This window comes from Marinobacter sp. SS8-8, assembly GCF_030540945.1.
Taxonomy (GTDB): Bacteria; Pseudomonadota; Gammaproteobacteria; order Pseudomonadales; family Oleiphilaceae; genus Marinobacter.
Genome location: NZ_JASSVN010000016.1, coordinates 1 through 20,006, shown reverse-complemented (window position 1 = coordinate 20,006; position 20,006 = coordinate 1). Strand labels below are relative to the sequence as shown.

Annotated in this window: 20 protein-coding genes and 1 tRNA gene; 13 read left to right on the top strand and 8 right to left on the bottom strand. The window is 58.2% G+C overall.

All coding sequences use genetic code 11. The features are described 5' to 3' along the window. Window positions 1–5: 5 nt before the first annotated feature. The gene (locus QPL96_RS14980; RefSeq protein WP_303288115.1) at window positions 6–554 is read right to left on the bottom strand and encodes an LPP20 family lipoprotein; all 549 of its coding nucleotides are present in this window, start codon (window positions 552–554) and stop codon (window positions 6–8) included. Between the two features lie 248 nt (window positions 555–802). Between QPL96_RS14980 and traF the strand changes: the two genes are divergently transcribed. The 5 genes from traF (at window position 803) to trmL (ending at window position 5,912) form a co-directional block, all read left to right on the top strand. Further along, window positions 803–2,107: a conjugal transfer protein TraF gene (gene traF / locus QPL96_RS14975; protein ID WP_303288114.1), complete on the top strand. Its 1,305-nt coding sequence runs from the start codon at window positions 803–805 to the stop codon at window positions 2,105–2,107. A gap of 151 nt (window positions 2,108–2,258) precedes the next feature. Further along, on the top strand, window positions 2,259–3,380 hold the full coding sequence (locus QPL96_RS14970) for a multifunctional CCA tRNA nucleotidyl transferase/2'3'-cyclic phosphodiesterase/2'nucleotidase/phosphatase (RefSeq protein ID WP_303288113.1): 1,122 nt from the start codon (window positions 2,259–2,261) through the stop codon (window positions 3,378–3,380). A gap of 9 nt (window positions 3,381–3,389) precedes the next feature. Next, window positions 3,390–4,136 (top strand): pteridine reductase, encoded by a 747-nt coding sequence (locus QPL96_RS14965; protein WP_303288112.1) that lies wholly within the window; start codon window positions 3,390–3,392, stop codon window positions 4,134–4,136. 127 nt (window positions 4,137–4,263) lie between these two features. Next, window positions 4,264–5,442 carry an acetyl-CoA C-acetyltransferase gene (locus tag QPL96_RS14960; protein WP_303288111.1) on the top strand — a complete coding sequence of 393 codons (1,179 nt, stop codon included), beginning with the start codon at window positions 4,264–4,266 and terminating at the stop codon, window positions 5,440–5,442. A gap of 5 nt (window positions 5,443–5,447) precedes the next feature. Next, window positions 5,448–5,912, top strand: a complete 465-nt coding sequence (gene trmL / locus QPL96_RS14955; RefSeq protein WP_303288110.1) for a tRNA (uridine(34)/cytosine(34)/5-carboxymethylaminomethyluridine(34)-2'-O)-methyltransferase TrmL — start codon at window positions 5,448–5,450, stop codon at window positions 5,910–5,912. Window positions 5,913–5,995: 83 nt separating this feature from the next. Here the strand turns inward: trmL and secB are convergent, their stop codons facing one another. After that, a complete protein-coding gene (gene secB / locus QPL96_RS14950) occupies window positions 5,996–6,499 on the bottom strand; it encodes a protein-export chaperone SecB (protein WP_117618343.1) in 504 nt (167 codons plus the stop codon). A gap of 155 nt (window positions 6,500–6,654) precedes the next feature. Then, window positions 6,655–7,071: a rhodanese-like domain-containing protein gene (locus QPL96_RS14945; protein ID WP_303288109.1), complete on the bottom strand. Its 417-nt coding sequence runs from the start codon at window positions 7,069–7,071 to the stop codon at window positions 6,655–6,657. Window positions 7,072–7,218: 147 nt separating this feature from the next. On the opposite strand from QPL96_RS14945, the gene gpmM reads away from it, so the two are divergent. The 4 genes from gpmM (at window position 7,219) to QPL96_RS14925 (ending at window position 12,248) form a co-directional block, all read left to right on the top strand. Further along, window positions 7,219–8,766, top strand: coding sequence for a 2,3-bisphosphoglycerate-independent phosphoglycerate mutase (gene gpmM, locus QPL96_RS14940; protein WP_303288108.1), 1,548 nt, complete (start codon window positions 7,219–7,221; stop codon window positions 8,764–8,766). Window positions 8,767–8,786: 20 nt separating this feature from the next. After that, entirely contained in the window at window positions 8,787–9,920 is a 1,134-nt protein-coding gene (locus QPL96_RS14935) for a murein hydrolase activator EnvC (RefSeq protein WP_303288107.1), read from the top strand. 97 nt (window positions 9,921–10,017) lie between these two features. Continuing rightward, a complete protein-coding gene (locus QPL96_RS14930) occupies window positions 10,018–11,427 on the top strand; it encodes a S41 family peptidase (protein WP_303288106.1) in 1,410 nt (469 codons plus the stop codon). A gap of 47 nt (window positions 11,428–11,474) precedes the next feature. Further along, window positions 11,475–12,248 carry a divergent polysaccharide deacetylase family protein gene (locus QPL96_RS14925; RefSeq protein ID WP_303288190.1) on the top strand — a complete coding sequence of 258 codons (774 nt, stop codon included), beginning with the start codon at window positions 11,475–11,477 and terminating at the stop codon, window positions 12,246–12,248. Between the two features lie 39 nt (window positions 12,249–12,287). Here QPL96_RS14925 and hisF read toward each other — a convergent pair whose 3' ends face one another. The 5 genes from hisF to QPL96_RS14900 form a co-directional block, all read right to left on the bottom strand. Then, window positions 12,288–13,061: an imidazole glycerol phosphate synthase subunit HisF gene (gene hisF / locus QPL96_RS14920; protein ID WP_303288105.1), complete on the bottom strand. Its 774-nt coding sequence runs from the start codon at window positions 13,059–13,061 to the stop codon at window positions 12,288–12,290. 8 nt (window positions 13,062–13,069) lie between these two features. After that, a complete protein-coding gene (gene hisA, locus QPL96_RS14915) occupies window positions 13,070–13,807 on the bottom strand; it encodes a 1-(5-phosphoribosyl)-5-[(5-phosphoribosylamino)methylideneamino]imidazole-4-carboxamide isomerase (RefSeq protein WP_303288104.1) in 738 nt (245 codons plus the stop codon). Then, the gene (gene hisH, locus QPL96_RS14910) at window positions 13,801–14,442 is read right to left on the bottom strand and encodes an imidazole glycerol phosphate synthase subunit HisH (RefSeq protein ID WP_303288103.1); all 642 of its coding nucleotides are present in this window, start codon (window positions 14,440–14,442) and stop codon (window positions 13,801–13,803) included. Before hisH ends, hisA begins: the two co-directional genes overlap by 7 nt. A gap of 71 nt (window positions 14,443–14,513) precedes the next feature. Continuing rightward, window positions 14,514–15,107, bottom strand: coding sequence for an imidazoleglycerol-phosphate dehydratase HisB (gene hisB, locus QPL96_RS14905; RefSeq protein WP_007153401.1), 594 nt, complete (start codon window positions 15,105–15,107; stop codon window positions 14,514–14,516). A 137-nt stretch (window positions 15,108–15,244) separates the two neighbouring features. After that, complete coding sequence (locus QPL96_RS14900; RefSeq protein WP_303288102.1) at window positions 15,245–15,706, bottom strand: SRPBCC family protein; 462 nt, start codon at window positions 15,704–15,706, stop codon at window positions 15,245–15,247. A 198-nt stretch (window positions 15,707–15,904) separates the two neighbouring features. Between QPL96_RS14900 and QPL96_RS14895 the strand changes: the two genes are divergently transcribed. The 4 genes from QPL96_RS14895 (at window position 15,905) to QPL96_RS14880 (ending at window position 19,679) form a co-directional block, all read left to right on the top strand. Continuing rightward, window positions 15,905–18,067 (top strand): AsmA family protein, encoded by a 2,163-nt coding sequence (locus QPL96_RS14895; protein WP_303288101.1) that lies wholly within the window; start codon window positions 15,905–15,907, stop codon window positions 18,065–18,067. Further along, window positions 18,067–19,134, top strand: a complete 1,068-nt coding sequence (gene mutY / locus QPL96_RS14890) for an A/G-specific adenine glycosylase (protein WP_303288100.1) — start codon at window positions 18,067–18,069, stop codon at window positions 19,132–19,134. Before QPL96_RS14895 ends, mutY begins: the two co-directional genes overlap by 1 nt. A 75-nt stretch (window positions 19,135–19,209) precedes the next feature. Next, entirely contained in the window at window positions 19,210–19,482 is a 273-nt protein-coding gene (locus tag QPL96_RS14885; RefSeq protein ID WP_303288099.1) for an oxidative damage protection protein, read from the top strand. Between the two features lie 121 nt (window positions 19,483–19,603). After that, a tRNA-Phe gene (locus QPL96_RS14880) sits at window positions 19,604–19,679 on the top strand. Window positions 19,680–20,006 lie beyond the last annotated feature (327 nt).

Genomic DNA, 20,006 nt, shown 5'->3' with positions numbered 1-20,006 from the left:
TTCGATCACTCAAGGTAATACAGGGAATCGACGCCCTTGCTCTGCACATCGCCAATGCTGTCATTCCCCTGCGGCATGGGGGTCGGGCACAGGTCCCGAACCTGATCATCGGCAACCTTGGCAACACAGGCCCGGAACCGAGGTTCCAGCTTCAGCTCCATAACCGTTTCAAAAACCCCGTCGCTGTGCTCGTTGACTGCAACCAACTTCGCGCCGCGGAGATAGCTGTCAACATAGGTTCGGAACGTGTCATTGCGCAAAACGAAGTCATTGACGGTGGAACTGCCGTAAACCACGGTGCCGTATACCCGCTCAACCAGGTTCCGGTAGGCATCCAGTTGCGAAGCCCGCCGGGCCATCAGACGCTTGCGGGTGTCCGAGCGGTCCGACCCGACATCCTCATAGGTCCCCAGACCACTCACCCGAACAGTAATGGGCTCCAGCCTGGTATCCTCCCGGGACTGTTTATCGCCATCACCCTGATAACGGCCAACCGGCGCGCAGGCAGCAAGACTCGTTGCCAGCAGAGGAATCAGTATCCAGCGAAGGGTCATTGCTTGTCTCCAAGAAACGTCATTTCCGGTTTGCCATGAAAGAATTACGCCAGTTTTTCTAAACCACTGATATTTCGCATAACCGACACAAAACGCTCATCTCCGCACGTGCCATGCGGCAAAAACCTGCCTCCGTTTACACATCGAAAACAAACCGTTACCCCTTGCGTCATGTGCCGGACAAGGTTCTGCATTAACCTTTCAGCCACACAATATCTATTTTGCCTTTTTACCCGACAGGACTTTTCATGACCGGACACCATCTGACCAGGCTTTCTGTAGCCATTGGCCTTTCCATTGCCGCCACCTCGGCACTGGCCAGCCCCCAGTCTTTTATGTCTGCCCGCTCCTTCGCCATGGCCGGCACCGGGGTCGCTGTTGCAACGCCTTCAGCGGCGCCAACTGACAACCCGGCGATGATGGCTGCGGATCACCACCGCTGGAATGATGACTTCGGATTGATGCTTCCGTCAGTTAACGTCCGGGCCGCCGACGAGGAAGAAACGGTTGACCAGGTTGATGATATTCAGGGTGTGATTGATGGCCTTGAATCCCTGGTCTCTGGATTCGATCCGACTAGGGACAATCCGCAAACCATTCAGGACGGTGCAGCCGACCTCCGAGACAGACTGACCGCCTTCGACAGCGACACCATGCGAGTAAATGCAGGACTGGGGCTGGGTTTCGTGGTCCCCGGCAAATCACTCGCTGTTGGTGTGTTTACCAATGCCAACCTGACGGCGACTGTTCGCGGCGAGGTTTCTGGCCGGGACACGAGCTTGCTCGATGATATTGCCAATGCCGCGAATGCACAGGATGTCGACACTGCGATTGACCAGCTCACCAATCCGGACGGCACCCTGGACCTGACCTCACGAGGCAGAATCCTGGCATCTGCAGTCGGGGAAGTCGGAATCTCCTTCGCACGCCAGTTTGAACTCCACAGTGGTAATAAGTTTCAGTTGGGACTGTCCCCGAAATACGTGGAACTGAGAACATTCCAGTACACCGAGAGCGTCTCTGCTTTCGAGGATAACGACTTCGACGGCGATCAATACCAGACCGACAAAAGCGGCTTCAATATGGATATCGGCGCGGCCTATGCTTTCGGCGAAGAACAACAGTGGAACACCGGCATTGTGGTGAAAAACCTCATCCCCATGAAGCTGGATTCCGCAGCCAGCCGTCCGGCACTGGGCGAAGAAGTCCGGACCCTCGAACTTAACCCGATGGTCACCGCCGGCATTGCCCATAAGAGCGAGTACCATGTCGTTACCGCAGAAATTGATCTGACCCGGAAGGAAGCCTTTGGTTTTGAAGACGACACCCAGTGGGTGGCACTGGGCGCTGAATTCGATGCCTTCCGCTATGCCCAGTTGCGTGCCGGGGTACGCCACAACCTGGCCAGCAACGAGGACAACGACGGCATCGAGGAAAAAACCCAGTTCACCGCCGGTCTCGGCCTGAACATCCTGGGCGCCCGCCTGGACCTCGGCGCCCTGTACAGCGCAGCCGATGTCGGTGCAGCGCTAGAGCTTGGTACCGCATTCTGATCAGAAACTGAAAATGGGGTCAGATGAAAATTTCATCTGACCCCATTTTCATCTGACCCCATTCTTGCTTCTCCCCGCCCGCGCATTTGCGAACCTACCACCCAAACCGGATAATCCCCGCACACACTTCTCGAAAGGAATCAGACATTTCATGCAGGCCTATCTGGTTGGTGGTGCTGTTCGCGACGAATTGCTCGGCCTTGAGGTCAAGGACCGGGACTGGGTCGTGGTGGGCGCTACGCCAAAAGAAATGCTTGCCAAAGGCTTCAAACAGGTGGGGGCAGACTTTCCGGTATTCCTGCACCCGGGAACCCGGGAGGAATACGCGCTGGCCCGTACCGAGCGCAAGCAGGGACATGGCTACCATGGCTTTACCGTATACAGCGCACCGGATGTCACCCTGGAAGAGGACCTGAAGCGACGTGATCTGACCATCAACGCCATAGCGAAAACCGAAGGTGGCGATCTGGTAGACCCCTTCCATGGCCGGGGTGACATTGAGGATCGCAAGCTCCGCCATGTGTCGGAGGCGTTCGCCGAAGACCCCTTACGAATCCTGCGCACCGCCCGCTTCGCAGCCCGCTTCCGGCCACTGGGATTTACTGTGTGCGACCAGACCATGACCCTGATGCAGAACATGGTGGATGCCGGTGAAGTAAACCACCTGGTGCCAGAGCGGGTCTGGCAGGAATTCCAGCGGGCCCTGCACGAACAGGCGCCAGAGGCGTTCTTTGAAGTGCTCCGTGACTGCGGAGCTCTTGGCGTGCTGATTCCGGAACTCGCTCCATCAGCGGAATTTCCCATGGCAATGCGAGCAATTCGTTGCATCCAGGAAAAACCCGATGCCAGCATGGAAGAGCGCTTCGCGGCCCTGCTCTCGCCGCTGGACGAGTCCGTAGCCGTGGCACGAGCCAAAACCCTGAAAGCCCCGAATGACTGCCAGAACCTGGCACGACTGGTCACAGCCTTTATACCGCCGATCCGGAATATCGACCCGCAACGGCCGGACGCCGAAACCTTGCTGGACCTGCTCAATAAGGCCGATTTCTGGCGCCGCCCGGAGCGTTTTTGGCAACTTCTGAGCGTTCTTGAGTGTGCCCTATCCGGCGAGTCAGGCACACTGAGCCTGCTTCGGGCAGCATCAAGAGCAGCAACCGGCGTAGATCCCAAAACCCTCCTCGCACAGGGCTACAAAGGTAAGGCGCTGGGCAGTGCCATCCGAAATGAACGCCTGAAGCGCATTCGCGAAACCGTAGTCACCGCTAACTCCTGAGGAACCACCATGCCCGCCACCGCTCCCGTTGCACTGATTACCGGCGCTGCCCATCGTCTTGGTGCGCAAACGGCGAAGACACTGCATCAAAGGGGCTGGAATCTGGTGGTTCACTACCGGAGCCGGGAACAGCAGGCCCGGGAGCTGGTTGAAGGCCTTAACCGGGAGCGCCCGGGTTCCGCTTATGCGGTTCAGGCTGATCTCAGCCTGACTGGCGATGTGAACCGGTTGGCGAGCGAGGCCATTACCCCGTGGGACCGACTCGACGCACTGGTAAACAATGCCTCGGTGTTCTACGCCAACCCGACAGAAGCAGCTACCGGGGAGGACTGGAACACCGTCCTGCACACCAACCTCCGGGCTCCGTTCTTTCTGCTTCAGGCCTGCCTTCCTGCGCTGCGGGAAAACGGAGGCAGTGTGGTCAACATGATCGACATATACAGCGAAAGGCCCCTTGCCAACCACCCGCTTTACTGCGCCAGCAAGGCCGGCCTGGCCGCCCTGACACGTTCCTGGGCGAAGGATCTGGCACCGGATGTGCGAGTGAACGGCGTTTCGCCGGGGGCCATTCTCTGGCCGGAGGGCAACGGCGAAATGGATAAATCCCAGCAACAGTCGATTCTCGATAAAACCCCGCTGGCCCGCACCGGCAACCCGGATGATATTGCCGGAACCATCGCCTTTCTGATCTGCGACGCGCCGTTCATTACCGGGCAGATTGTCGCTGTCGATGGCGGCCGCAGCCTGAATATGTAGCTTGGCCCCGGCGTTCGCCGCCCGCTAACTTTGGCCAACCGCCGATTTCGGGATACAATGCTGGCAGCTTTCAATTCTGCACGCGCAGGGCCCAGGCCCGCGCGCGCCATTGACCCGGAGAATTCCCATGCGTGATGTCGTTATTGTTGCCGCCCGCCGTACAGCTATCGGAACCTTTGGCGGAGGCCTTTCCAGCCTGCGCGCAGACCAGCTCGGTTCCGCCGTCATCAAGGCACTCCTGGAGGAAACGGGGGTCGCCGGTGACCAGATCAACGAAGTGGTTCTTGGCCAGGTCCTTACCGCTGGCTGCGGCCAGAACCCGGCCCGCCAGTCCGCCATCAACGCCGGCATTCCCGCATCGGTGCCCGCCATGACCATCAACAAGGTGTGCGGCTCCGGCCTCAAAGCGGTCCATATGGCGGCACAGGCCATTCGCTGCGGCGATGCCGAGATGATAATTGCAGGTGGCCAGGAAAGCATGAGCCAGGCGCCCCACGTTTTGCCCAACAGCCGGAACGGCCAGCGCATGGGTGACTGGTCCATGGTGGATACCATGATCAAGGATGGCCTCTGGGACGCGTTCAACGACTATCACATGGGCATTACCGCCGAGAATGTCGCAGAAAAATACGGTATCAGCCGTGAAGAGCAGGACGAATTTGCCGCCGCCTCCCAGCAGAAAGCCGTCGCCGCTCGCGAAGCCGGCTACTTCGATGGCCAGGTTATTCCGGTCTCCATCCCCCAGCGCAAAGGCGATCCGGTCATGGTTGACCGGGACGAAGGCCCCCGCGACGGCGTGACTGCCGGGGGACTTGGCAAGCTTCGTGCGGCTTTCAAAAAAGACGGCACCGTCACCGCCGGCAACGCCTCGTCACTGAACGACGGAGCGGCTGGGGTGATGGTGTGCAGCGCGGAAAAAGCCAAAGAACTGGGACTCACGCCACTGGCCACCATCAAGGCACACGCCAACGCAGGGGTAGATCCCACCATCATGGGTACCGGCCCGATTCCCGCCAGCCAGCGCTGCCTGAAGCTCGCCGGCTGGAGCGTTGATGATCTGGACCTGGTGGAAGCCAACGAAGCCTTCGCCGCCCAGGCCATTTCGGTAAATCGCGACATGGGCTGGGACACCAGCAAGGTAAACGTTAACGGCGGCGCCATTGCCCTGGGCCACCCCATCGGCGCCTCCGGTTGCCGTATCCTGGTCTCCCTGCTGCATGAAATGGTTCGCCGTGATGTTCACAAGGGCCTGGCGACCCTGTGCATCGGCGGCGGTATGGGCGTTGCCCTGGCTGTCGAACGCTAGACTTCATGCTCCACGTGGTGCTGTACGAGCCGGAGATACCGCCGAATACCGGCAACATCATCCGGCTGTGCGCCAACACCGGCTGCCAGTTGCATCTGATCGAACCTCTGGGCTTTAACCTGGAAGACAAGCAGGTGCGGCGGGCCGGACTGGACTACAGTGAGTACGCCAGGGTGAAGATTCACAAGGACTACCAGGGTTTTCTGGCCAGCGAGCAGCCGGAACGCCTGTTCGGGCTGACCACCAAAGGCAGTCACCCCTACCATGAAGTGAGCTACCAGGACGGCGACTTCCTGATGTTCGGCCCGGAAACCCGGGGCCTGCCTACCGGTATCCGTGAAGGCCTGCCGCCGGAACATCGCCTCAGGGTTCCCATGCGCCCGGAGAGCCGCAGCCTGAACCTCTCCAACACCACGGCCCTGGTGGTTTACGAAGCCTGGCGACAGTTGGGGTTCAACGGAGCAGTGTGAAGTTGGGGTCAGATGAAAAGGGGTCAGATGAAAAGTTCATCTGACCCCTTTTCATCTGACCCCGTATTCGGAAAGTGCCAGCCTCAGTGAGTCTGCTGCTCTTCCTTCGCCTCACCCGCCGCCTCTTCCTGCTTGCGCTTCAGCGCCTGGGCATAGATAGCGTCAAAGTTCACCGGCGCCAGCATCAGAGCCGGGAAGCTGCCCTTGTTCACGATGCCGTCGATGGCTTCGCGGGCATAGGGGAAAAGGATAGTCGGGCAGTAGGCACCGAGCATCTGACCCAACTGTTGGCCTTCAATGCCCTGAACCAGGAACACGCCACCCTGCTGGATCTCGACGATGTAGGCAACTTTCTCACCCACTTTGGCTGTCACGGTCAGGGAAAGCACAACCTCGTACTGGTTGTCGCTCACCTTGTTGTGGGACGTATTGAGGTCCAGGTTAACCTGCGGTTTCCACTGCTCCTGAAACACCACCGGAGAATTGGGTGATTCAAAAGACAGGTCCTTCACGTAAATACGCTGAAGGGCAAACTGGGGTTGGTTCTGGTTGTCACTGCCTGCTGCGGCTTGCTGATTCTCAGCCATGTTCAGTCCTTTTGTTCTCGGTCATGGGCCCGGGGCCCGTTGTTATGGAATGTTATGGAGTGTTATGAAGTTTGCTGCCGGAACAGTTTACGTCGAGGCTACGCCGGCTTAATGTGAAACAGTGCGGCAGATTGATCTGCAGATCAAGAGCGGCCTTATTTCTTTACCAGCGGAAGATTGCTGGCCTTCCAGTCAGAAACGCCACCGTTGAGACGCACAACATTGCTGAAGCCTTCGGCGTTCAGCTGCTTGACCGCCATTGCTGAATGCTGGCCCATCTTGTCAGCAACAATAATCTGTTTGTCCTTGAATTTGTTCAGCTCGGCAACCCGGCTCTTGAGGCTGTTCAACGGAATATTGATGGAACCGGTAATGCGCCCTTCGCCGAATTCCTTCCGGTCCCGGATGTCCACCACGATAGCCTCATCCCTGTTGATGAGGTTAACTGCCCCCTGGGCCGAGATCTTGGCCCCGCCACGGCGGGACTCCAGAATAAGAATCGCGACCAGAAATGCCACAAACAGCGACACAAGAATGTAGTGATTAACGACAAATTCAAACAACCGGCCCATGAATTTACCCTGGTAATGAGTTTGGCGGGATTATACACAGCCTGCTCCCCGGACAGAAGGTGACGAAACTGGCCTGTAAATGCGAGAATAGACAAACTGAATTTTTGTTTTAGTAAATTTACTAACATTTTACTTCCGGACTGAATAATGACTGCAATGCGCAAGCCGACTGCCCTGATTATCCTGGACGGCTGGGGCCACCGCGACCCGGCTGAAGACAACGCCATCAGCAACGCCAACACCCCGTTCTGGGACAAGCTCTGGCAGGATCAGCCAAAGACCCTGCTCAACACGTCGGGCATGTTTGTTGGTTTGCCCCAGGGGCAAATGGGTAACTCGGAAGTCGGTCACATGAACCTCGGCGCAGGGCGCGTGGTCTATCAGAGCCTGACCCGGATCGACAAGGATCTGGAAGAAGGCACCTTCCAGAGCAACGAAGTGCTTTGCTCGGCCATCGATAAAGCCGTTCAGAGTGGTCGCGCGGTTCACCTGATGGGGCTGATGTCTCCGGGTGGCGTGCATAGCCATGAAGATCATATTCTGGCCGCTGCCGAACTGGCTGCCGCTCGTGGTGCGAAGGAAGTTTACATACATGCCTTCCTGGACGGTCGGGACATGCCGCCCCGCAGTGCCAAGCCCTCTCTGGAGAAGGCAGCCGCCAAACTGAAGAGCCTCGGCGTTGGCCGTGTCGCCTCCATCGTCGGGCGTTACTACGCCATGGATCGCGACAACCGCTGGGATCGTGTTGAAGCCGCGTACAACCTGATGACCCAGGGCACATCCGAATTCACCGCAACCGATCCGGTATCAGGCCTTGAGCAGGCCTACGAGCGCGGCGAGAATGACGAATTCGTGATGCCCACTCGTATTCACGCACCGGGGGAGCCGGAAGGCACCATTAACGACGGCGACGCGGTTCTGTTCATGAATTTCCGGGCCGACCGCGCCCGGGAAATGACCCGCACCTTCGTGGAGAAGGATTTCGACGGTTTCAAGCGCAAGAAACACCCCGAACTGGCGGATTTCGTGACGCTGACCGAGTACGCGGCGGATATCAAAGCATCCTGCGCCTACCCCCCGGAGCAGTTGACCAACGGTCTCGGCGAATATGTGGCAAATCAGGGCAAGACCCAGCTCCGCATTGCTGAAACGGAGAAATACGCCCATGTTACGTTCTTTTTTAACGGCGGCCTGGAAACACCGTTCGAAGGCGAAGACCGGATTCTGGTTCCCTCCCCGAAAGTCGCCACCTACGACCTGCAACCGGAAATGAGCGCGCCGGAAGTAACGGACAAACTCGTGGAAGCCATCAAGAGCGGCAAATACGACCTGGTTGTCTGCAACTACGCCAACGGCGACATGGTTGGCCACACCGGCAAGCTGGCTGCCGCCATCAAGGCCGCCGAGTGTCTCGATGAGTGTGTAAAGCGAGTGGTTGAAGCACTGGATGAAGTGGGCGGCGAAGCCCTGATCACGGCGGACCATGGGAACTGCGAGCAAATGACCGACCCCAATTCAGGGCAGGCCCATACCGCGCACACCACTGGCCCGGTTCCGCTGGTCTACACCGGCCACCGCAAGGTGGCGCTGAAAAACGACGGCAACCTGAGCGACGTGGCGCCCTCGCTGCTGACCCTGATGGGACTGGATCAGCCGAAAGAAATGACCGGGCACAGCCTGGTTCAGATCGGTTGACCCCGGCGCGGACCCAACCCTTGCGACTGCCTGCAATGCTGGCGCTGGCCCTTGTTCTGGGTGCAGCGCCGGCGCTCCCACAGCAAGAGGTCACACCGGCCCAGATCGAAGAACTCAAGGAACGTATTGAGGACATCGATGACTGGCTGGCGGATGCCGAAGAAGACCGATCCTCCCTGGAGCAACAGCTCGCTTCGACTGAACGCACCATCAGCCGCCTGACCCGGGAACGCCGCTCCCTGCGCCAGCAGGTGGAACAGCAGCAACAGCGACTCAAGGAACTGCAGAAAGAGGAACTGGAGCTCACGCGCACGCTGGACCGGCAACGGGAGAGCCTGAAGAAACAGATCCGGGCTGCCTGGATGGAGGGCGACGCGCCGGCGGTAAAGGTCCTGCTGAATGAGATCGATCCTGACAGGATCGCCCGGACCATGACTTACTACGAGTATCTGAGCAAGGATACGGTCACCCGCCTTGACGCGTTCAGGAAAAGCCTGCGGGAACTCAAGAGCACCCGCGCCGCAGCGCAGGCGACACGAGTGGAGCTGGCCCGAACAGAAGATAATGTAGCCAGGCGCCAGCAGGAATTGGCGGTATCCAGAAAGCAACGACAGCAGACCCTCGCATCGCTTAATGCCGACATCAAGAGCCGGCTCGGCGAACGGGAAGAACTGGTATCCGACCGCAAACGGCTGGAAAAACTGCTTGAGGAAGTTCAGCAGGCGATCAATAACATTCCTTCACCCAACGAATCCCGGCCCTTCGCTTCACTGCGGGGCAAGCTGCCCTGGCCTGCACAGGGTAAGGTTCTCAGCGGCTACGGAGACAGGTACGCCGATGGCAAATTGCGACGCAATGGCCTTCTCATCCGCACCGAAGAAGAGGCGGAGATACGGGCAATTCATTATGGCCGGGTGGTCTTTGCCAATTGGCTTCGGGGCTTTGGCCTGCTCACCATTATTGATCACGGCGGCGGCCACATGACACTCTATGGCCACAGCAGCAGCCTGTTTACCAGCCCCGGAGACTGGGTGGCAGCCGGCGAACCCATCGCCCTGGCCGGGCGTACCGGCGGCACGGATTCTCCGGCCCTGTATTTTGAGGTCAGGCACAACGGCAAACCTGACAATCCGGGCCTGTGGCTGGCAAACTGACAGGCTGCGGGAGGGCTGACAAACGCCCCGGGTAACGCCATACTGTCGGGTGTCAGGGAAACCAGTCCAACTATCGGAATAAAAACGGGATATGTGAATGAAACGGGTCAGAAGTACACTCCATGCCTTTCCATTACGCAGCATTGCACTCGCTACCTGTTTCGCCACCGCATCCGGTCTGGCCTGGGCCCAGGAGAAAAACTCCTCCACCGAACTACTGCTCGAAGGCATCCAGAACGGCGAACGGGTTGAAATCCGCCTCCCTGACCCGGAAAAGCAGCTGCCTCTGGAAGATCTCCGGAAGTTTACCGAGGTATTCAGTCGGATAAAGGACGCCTATGTAGAGGAGGTGGATGATCGACAGCTGCTTGAAAGCGCCATCAAGGGCATGCTGTCGGATCTGGACCCTCACTCCACTTATCTTGCCCCCAGGGATTATGAGGATCTGGAAGAAAGTACCTCGGGAGAATTTGGCGGGCTCGGCATTGAAGTGGGCATGGAGAATGGCTTCGTAAAGGTAATCGCACCGATTGATGACACCCCCGCACAAAAGGCCGGGGTTCAGGCCGGAGACCTGATTATCAAGCTCGATGAGAAGCCGGTGAAAGGCATGGGCCTCGAAGAAGCAGTCCAAATGATGCGAGGCAAACCCGGCACCATCCTCACGTTGACCATCATGCGTGAGGGCGAGACGGGGCCCATTGAGATCAAAGTCGAGCGTGACATCATCAAGGTCACCAGCGTGAAGTCCCGGATGCTGGAAAACGGCTACGGGTATGTGCGGATTACCCAGTTCCAGGCGGATACCGGCTCGCAGTTCAGAAATGCCCTCGGCAAACTCGAGGACGAACTGGGCCGCGATCTCGATGGTCTGATCATCGATCTGCGCAACAATCCGGGGGGTGTTCTTCAGGCGGCCGTGGAATCCGCGGACGTGCTCCTTGACGAGGGGCTGATTGTTTATACCGAGGGCCGCATCCAGAGTTCACGCCTTCGCTTCAGCGCCAGAGCCGGCGACGTCATGGAAGGCACTCCGATTGTGGTACTGATTAACGGAGGCTCGGCTTCTGCCTCCGAAATCCTGGCCGGCGCCTTGCAGGACCATGAACGCGCTGTGATCATGGGCACCCAGTCCTTTGGCAAGGGCAGCGTTCAGACGGTCATTCCCCTGGATGAGACCCACGCCATCAAGATGACCACTGCACGCTACTACACGCCGAATGGCCGCTCCATCCAGGCAACCGGCATCAAGCCGGATATTGAAGTGCGCCCGGCAGAGCTGAAGGAACTGGACAGCAAACCCTTCTTCACCGAGGCAGACCTGAGCGGACACCTGGAAGGCCAGGACGAGAACAAGAAGCAACAGGACAAACAAACCCGGGCGGAGGACGAAACCGCCTCCCTGGCAGACAGGGACTACCAGCTACGCTCGGCTCTTAATCTGCTCAAGGGCATCCGGATTCTGAATCCGCAAGGCAAAGCCAGGGCGGAAGGAAGCAGTCAGTGAAACTAGCAGGCTCCCTGCTGGCGTTTTTTCTCTCGGTTGCGGCCACCCTGGTGGCAGCCGAGCCAGCAAAACAGGCGCTGCCTCCGACCATTGCCATTATTATTGATGACATGGGGCACAGCCTTCACGAAGGCAAGCGCCTGGCCAACCTGGATCAGCCGCTGACCCTCGCCTTCCTGCCCTACCGCAGGCATACCGATACCCTTGCCCGGCTTGCCTATCGGAAAAACAAGGAAATCATGCTGCACGCCCCGATGGCCAACATGCGAAACTTCGGCCTTGGCCCCGGCGGGCTGACGCCCGATATGGACGAGCTGGGCATGGCAACGACGCTTCGGCGCGCTCTCCGGTCCATTCCTCACGTTCAGGGCGTGAATAATCACATGGGCAGTCTACTAACCCAGCAGCTCCAGCCCATGGACTGGGTAATGAAGGAACTCGTCCGCTACCCGGTCTATTTTGTAGACAGCCGCACCATTGCTTCATCAGTCGCCGGTGACGTGGCTGCCGCTTACAGGATTCCCACCCTGAGCCGGGATGTCTTTCTCGACCACGAACAAACCGAAGAGTTTGTGGACCGCCAGTTTAAACTGCTGATCCAGCGTGCGCGGGAGAACGGCAGCGCCATTGGCATTGGCCATCCACACAAGGTCACCGTGGACTATCTGGAAAAGTACCTTCCGGAACTGGACGCACAGGGCATTGCCATCGCAACCGTGAGCGGTCTCTGGGCCATGCGCAACAGCAACCAGAAGATGTTTGCAGAGGGTGAGAAACAGGCCATTCGACCTGCTTTTGCACGTAAAAAAGGGGTCAGATGAACGCTTTCATCTGACCCCGCTATTCACCGACCTTCATGTTCAATCGCGGACTTCTATTCCCAGAGTCTTCATAAAAGCTTTGGCCTCGGGAATGGTGTGCTGGCCAAAGTGAAAAATGGAAGCCGCCAGAACCGCATCGGCACCACCCCGGGTCACGCCATCGGCGAGGTGCTGCAGCTCCCCGACACCCCCGGAGGCGATCACCGGCACAATGACGGCATCTGAAATTGCCTTGGTCAGGCCCAGATCGAAACCGATCCTGGTGCCGTCCCGATCCATACTGGTCAGCAGTAATTCCCCGGCGCCCATTTCGACCATTTTGCGGGCCCATTCTACAGCGTCCAGGCCGGTTGGCTTGCGGCCACCGTGGGTGAAAATCTCCCAGCGCGGTTCCTCGCCTTCCTCACTGACCCGCTTGGCATCAATGGCCACTACGATGCACTGGCTGCCAAAACGCTCTGCCGCCTCCCGGACAAATTCCGGATTGAAAACCGCCGCAGTGTTGATCGAGACCTTGTCGGCACCGGCATTCAAAAGCTTCCGGATATCATCCACAGTACGCACACCGCCACCCACGGTGAGCGGAATAAACACTTCCGCCGCCATCCGCTCGACAGTTTCGTAGGTGGTATCACGGCTTTCATAGCTGGCCGTTATATCGAGGAAGGTAATTTCGTCGGCACCCTGCTCGTTGTAGCGGCGGGCCACTTCCACCGGATCGCCGGCGTCACGGATATCCACGAAGTTAACACCTTTTACAACGCGGCCTTTGTCGACGTCCAGACAGGGAATAATACGTTTCGCCAGAGCCATATGTCGTCTTACCCCTTCAGGCTGTCACAGAAGGCCTGGGCTTCAGCCACATCCAACGTGCCTTCGTAGATGGCACGGCCGGTGATGGCACCGAGGATGCCCTTATCGGCCACGGTGGCCAGGCGCTTCAGATCATCCATATTGGTCACGCCGCCGGAGGCGATAACGGGGATCCCGCCCTCTTCGGCCAGTGCAGCAGTAGCTTCCACGTTCACACCCTGCATCATGCCGTCGCGACTGATATCGGTGTAGACAATGGCGTCCACGCCGTCGTTGGCGAAGCGCTTCGCCAGGTCGGTAGCCATCACTTCGGAGACTTCCGCCCAGCCATCGGTCGCAACGCGGCCGTCTTTCGCGTCCAGGCCAACAATGATGTGGCCCGGAAAACGCTTGCACATCTCGGAAACGAATTCCGGCTCTTTCACCGCTTTGGTGCCGATGATGACCCACTGCACGCCGGCCTTCAGGTAGGCTTCGATGGTTTCAGCGGAGCGGATGCCGCCGCCGATCTGGATCGGCAGATCCGGGTATTTTCGGGCGATGGCCTGAACAATTTCACCGTTCACCGGCTCACCGGCAAAGGCACCGTTCAAGTCCACCAGGTGCAGGCGGCGGGCGCCGGCTTCCACCCAGCGGGTGGCCATATCTACCGGGTCGTCACCGAATACGGTGGAGTCGTCCATCCGGCCCTGGCGCAGGCGCACGCATTTACCGTCTTTCAGATCGATAGCGGGGATTATCAGCATTTTCCGGTCCAGTCAGTAAAGTTCTCCAGTAGTTGCAGGCCGGCCCGGGCACTTTTCTCCGGGTGGAACTGCACTGCAAAAATATTGTCCCTTGCCACGGCGGCGGCAAGGTCTACCCCGTAGCGGGTGCGGCCTGCCATGTCGGCGTTGCCCTCAGCTTCCGCGTAGAAGCTGTGCACGAAGTAGAAACGATCAGCCTCCGGAATGTTGTGCCACAGGGGGTGGTCTATGATCTGGTGTACCTGGTTCCAGCCCATGTGGGGCACCTTCAGGCGGTTACCGTCTTCCGTGAGGTGGTCACCGAAATAACGCACCTCCGAAGGGAACAGGCCGATGCAGTCAACGCCGCCGTTTTCTTCGCTGCGGGACATCAGGGCCTGCATGCCAACGCAGATGCCCAGGAATGGTCGGTCCTGGGACACTTCACGTACCAGGGTATCGACGCCCAGGCGGCGGATTTCGGCCATACAGTCGCGGATGGCGCCGACGCCGGGAAGAATCACCCGGTCGGCTTCGCGGATTTTGTCGGCGTTGTCGGTGACCAGCACGGTGGTGTCCGGGGCGACGTGCTCCACCGCTTTTTTGGCAGAGTGAAGGTTGCCCATGCCGTAGTCGATTATGGCAACGGTTTTCATGGTTGTTGCGGTGTCCTTGATTGACCGGTGAAAAGTGACCGGTTACAGCGAGTCTTCTTGCGACGAGCCTTTTACAGCGAGCCTTTGGTGGACGGAGTAATACCCGCCATGCGCTCGTCCATTTCAATAGCCATGCGCAGGGCGCGACCAAAGGCCTTGAACACGGTTTCAATCTGGTGATGGGTGTTCTTGCCCTTCAGGTTGTCGATGTGCAGGGTCACCATGGAGTGATTCACGAAACCATGGAAGAACTCCTCGAACAGATCCACATCGAAGCCACCCACGGCACCCCGGGTGTAGGGCACGTCCATCATCAGGCCGGGACGGCCGGACAGGTCAATCACAACACGGGAAAGGGCTTCGTCCAGCGGCACATAGGCGTGACCATAACGGCGAATGCCTTTTTTGTCACCCACGGCCTGTTTAAAGGCCTGGCCAAGAGTGATACCGATATCCTCCACTGTGTGATGGTCATCAATGTGCAGGTCACCCTTCGAAACGATATTCAGATCCACCAGGCCGTGACGAGCAATCTGATCCATCATGTGCTCCAGGAAGGGCACGCCAGTGTCGAAGCTGGATTTGCCGGTACCGTCGAGATCGATCTCAACGGTGATCTGGGTTTCAAGGGTATTTCGTTCTACCCGAGCCTTGCGTTCGGCCATGGGGACTCCGTAACAATTGAGCGGCATAGCGCCGGAAAAATCTTCCCGGCGATTATACCTTTTATGTCCGCCCGAGTCCCACAACCGGTTTAATCGCTCCGATAGCGAAGCGCGGTTAATCCGAAAGAAAAGTGCGGTTAAAACGCCTTCTTGAGGTTATTCATGTAGGTATCCACGAGACTGTTGAACTCGTGCTTGATCACCGGGCTGATCGCCAGTTTCAACAGGCCGGGCAGTGGCAAAGTGAGTTCAGCGCTGGTCTGGAATTTCACTGCCGTGGCCTTGTCGCTCCTGGACGTAATGGTCCAGGAGCCGCTCACAACCCCGTTGCCCTCACCTTTAACGGGCTCCCAGGTAATCTTGCCGGTGTCTTTATCTGAGTAATATTTGCAGGCATACACGGATTGGATCGCGTGCTTGTCCACGCCCACCTTTTCCATTTCCCACCGGTAGGCGTTGTCACCGAGATCGGTCAGCTTGTGGACCTTGGGAAAGTGGCTGGCAGATCGTGGGACATCCGCCAGCAGATCGAACACTTCATCGTAGCTTCCCGGAATTTCAAGTTCCCGGTTCAGCTCAATCGAAACGGTAATAGCCACAGCCAACTCCTTCTTGTGTTTATTTATAGGTATCAATGTAGTCGGAAAACCAAGGAGGTGTATTTTGGCCCAACACTACGGCATTGTCATACTCCTGCACTGTTAATTTGTTAACCCTGCGTTATCCTTTGGGTCATTGACGTCAATGTTCGCCGGGAATCATTGCAAACCCCCAACAATAGGAAGGAAGCCTGAATCATGAAAGCCGTCCGTTATGTACTGATCGCCCTCGTTGCGCTGGTCGTTCTCGCTGTGGCCGCCGTTGCCATCGCCATGGCCGTGATTGACCCCAACAATTACAAGCCGCAGATTGAACAGGCTGTTGAGAAGCAGACCAGCCTCGACCTGATTCTCAAAGGCGACATCGGCTGGTCTTTCATCCCGCTGGGGCTTGAACTGAATTCCGTAGAGGCCACCCTGGAAGGTGATCGTTTCGTTGCCCTGGAAAAGCTGGTTGCCCAGATCGACTTCTGGTCACTCATCGCCATGTCCCCAAGGGTAAATACCTTTGTGCTGGACGGCCTGGACGCCCGCCTCGAAGTAAACGAACAGGGCAATGGCAACTGGACCCGCATCATGCCCGGGAAGCCCGCCGGTGAGGCAGCGGCAGAGACGGCCGGCACCCAGGATGAGCAGGCACAGGAAAATCAGGGTGCCGGCGGCGAGCCCCTGAACTTCAATGTTGAAAATGTGCAGATCAGCAACGCCCAGGTGCACTACGCCGACAAGAGTACCGGCCAGTCGATCACCCTGGAAAACTTCACCGTTGACGCCAGCAACATCACGCTGGGTTCCGAGTTCCCGCTGGAGATCGGATTCCGGGTTGCCACCACCCAGCCGACCCTTGAGGTGGACGGCAACATCAGCGCCCGGCTTGCCGCCAACGAGGCGTTCAATGAGTTCGCCGTATCCGGCCTGAACGCCGTATTCGACATAACCGGCGAACCGTTCGGCAGCAAAAAGGTCACCGCTGAACTTGGCGGCTCCGCCAAGGCAAATCTGGAAAACGAAACCGCAACCCTGAGCGACTTTACCGCCAGCCTTGCCAACCTGTCCCTCAGCACGGAACTCACCGTGAACGGGTTCGGTGAAAAACCAACCCTGAGCGGCAAGCTATCCATCGCAGATTTCTCCCTCAGGGAGCTGCTAAACAACCTTGGCCAGCCAGCCGTTGAAACCCGTGACAAAGACGTTCTTGAAGCCATCGCCTTCTCCACCAGCATCGGCGGCCCGGCCGGCAGGGTGGAGCTGTCCGACCTGACCATCAAACTGGATGACACCACCTTCAATGGCTCCGGCAGCTACAACCTCGCTGACACAGGCATCGCCTTCAACCTTCAGGGCGACCAGCTGAATGCAGACCGCTACCTCCCCCCTCAAGCAGAAGGCGATACTAAGCAGGCCGCCGCCCCCGAAAAGGCGACAACCGGCCCGGAGGGCGACCTGTTGCCACTGGAAACCGTCCGCAGCCTGATGCTGGACATTGATCTGGGGCTTGGCCAACTGATTGTCAGCAATCTGACCATCAAAGAAATCAAAGCCAGTACCACAGCGAAAAACGGCCTGTTAAAAGTGGATGGGTTCAGTGGCAAGCTCTATGAGGGCCGCTTTGGCGCCAACGTGACCATCGACGCCCGGAGCGACAACCCGAAATGGACCATTGGCTCAGACGTTACCAATGTGCAGACCCTGCCCCTGCTCACCGACCTTGCCGACGTGGACATGCTCGGCGGTGGCGCCAACCTCAAAGTGAACGCCACCACCACCGGTAACCGCATCTCGGCACTGCGCAGCAACGCCGATGGCCAGGTCAGCTTCAACCTGGCGGAGGGCCAGTTCCGCCGAATGAACCTGACCCGCATGGCCTGCCAGGGAATCGCTCTGGTCAACCAGGATCAGCTGACTACCACCGACTGGGGCAGCAGCACCCCGTTCAACGACATGCGCGGGACCCTGAACATCAATGGCAATACCCTGAACAACACCGATCTGGTGGCCTCACTGGCTGGTATGCGCCTTGAGGGCAAAGGAACCATAGATATGAAACAGAGCCAACTGGATTACGAGGCGGGGCTTCGAATCGTGGGTGAGATTCATCGGGATAACGCCTGCCGGGTTACCGAGTATGTGGAGAACGTGGTTATTCCGGTGGAATGCCGGGGCAACTTCTCCGAGGATCCGGCCGGCCTGTGTTCTTTTGACGGTTCCCGTTTCCGGGACACTCTGAAAACCATCGCTGAAAATGCTGCCAAGGCCAAAGTTAGGGAGAAAGTTGACGAGGCCAAGACAAAAGCCGAGGAAAAGGTGAAAGAGAAGCTGCAGGACAAGGTGGGCGACAAACTCAAGGGCCTGTTCAACTGATGCCTGACAGCTTCGCCGACAGACTGCTGCAATGGTTTAACAGCCACGGCCGGCATGACCTTCCCTGGCACCATAACCGGAGCGCCTACCGGGTGTGGGTCTCGGAAATCATGTTGCAGCAAACCCAGGTCGCTACCGTTATCCCCTACTTCGAGGCGTTTATGAAGCGCTTCCCGGACGTCCAGGCCCTGGCCGAAGCCCCTGTGGATGATGTACTCAGCCACTGGTCTGGTCTCGGTTATTACGCCCGTGCCCGCAACTTGCAGAAAGCCGCACAAACGGTCGTTCGCGACTTTGGTGGTGAGTTCCCACAGACCCAGGAAGAGCTTGAATCCCTCACCGGAATCGGCCGCTCCACCGCTGCGGCCATACTGGCCCAGGCCTTCGGCATTCGCGCCGCCATACTCGACGGCAACGTGAAACGGGTACTGACCCGCTACCACGCCATCCCAGGCTGGCCCGGCCAGACCGCCGTACTCAACCAGCTCTGGCAGCGGGCCGAAGAGCACACCCCGGAGAATCGGGTGCGGGACTACACCCAGGGCATTATGGATCTGGGCGCCATGGTGTGTACCCGCAGCCGCCCGGCCTGTGACAGCTGCCCGTTGCAACACGACTGCCAGGCCTATGCCCGGGGCGAAACAGCACTCTACCCGGGTTCAAAGCCCAGGAAAGCCAAATCTGAAAAGACCACCTGGATGGTGATCCTTGAAGATGGTCAGGGCCGCATCCTGCTGGAACGTCGCCCACCCAGCGGCATCTGGGGTGGCCTCTGGAGCCTGCCGGAACTGGACCCGGCCTATGGGGCAGACGAACTCCAGGAAGCCTGTGAACAGAACCTCGGGCTGGATTGCGAAGAACCGGAACTGATCAATGGCTTCCGCCACACCTTCTCACATTACCACCTGCACATTCGGCCCGCCCGCCTGAACGTGACCAGCAGTGCCAAAGCCATTGCAGATCGCGACCACCTGAAATGGCTGCACCGACATGAAGCCCTGAATCTCGGACTGCCCGCACCGATTCGTTCGCTGCTCACTGAACCGGAGCAAGCCGCCCTGCTTTGAGCCGGTCCGCTTGCGATTTCACCCACAACGATCTGTTATCATCACCGCCAGTAACATTTGCCAACAGGAGCCACCATGAGCCGTACCGTGTTCTGCCGCAAATACCAGAAAGAACTGAAGGGCCTGGATTTCCCGCCCATGCCCGGCGCCAAGGGCCAGGACCTTTACGAGAACGTATCGAAACAGGCCTGGGAAGAATGGCAGGCCCAGCAGACCATGCTGATCAACGAAAAACACCTGAGCCTGATGGACCAGAACACCCGCAAATACCTGCAGGCGCAAATGCAGCACTTTTTCAACAACGAACCTTTTGACAAGGCCGAAGGTTACGTGCCGCCGGAGCAGTAAAACCGGATTGATCAAAGCCTGAGCGACCCTGAAAAGATTCAGAAATTTTTCCGGCTCAGCCTTGACTCAAAACATCGAAACCGGTTTAATAGCGCCCCGTTGCACAACAGTCGCGCAACACGCCCGGATAGCTCAGTTGGTAGAGCAGGGGATTGAAAATCCCCGTGTCGGTGGTTCGATTCCGCCTCCGGGCACCACTAGATTCAATGACTTAGCCCGCCTCGTGCGGGCTTTGTTGTTTCTGGGATTCCGATTTGTAAGCAATGTGTAAGCAAATTCAGGCAAGACGAACAGACAGGCGCGCCAAATCGATCTTTAGGACGGGTCTAAATCAACCCCGGTGTCCGAGTCACCAGACCTCAGGGACTCAGAATCCAAGTTCAGCTTCACAAACCTTGTTAGATAGTTTCCGTCCATAAACGGCGTGTTTTCAAGGTGACCCACCCAGCCAGGTGAGTCAATTTGTCTATTTTCGCCGACTTTATGCCGACTGCATCGCAGTTTGCAGGCCTGCGTCACCCTTT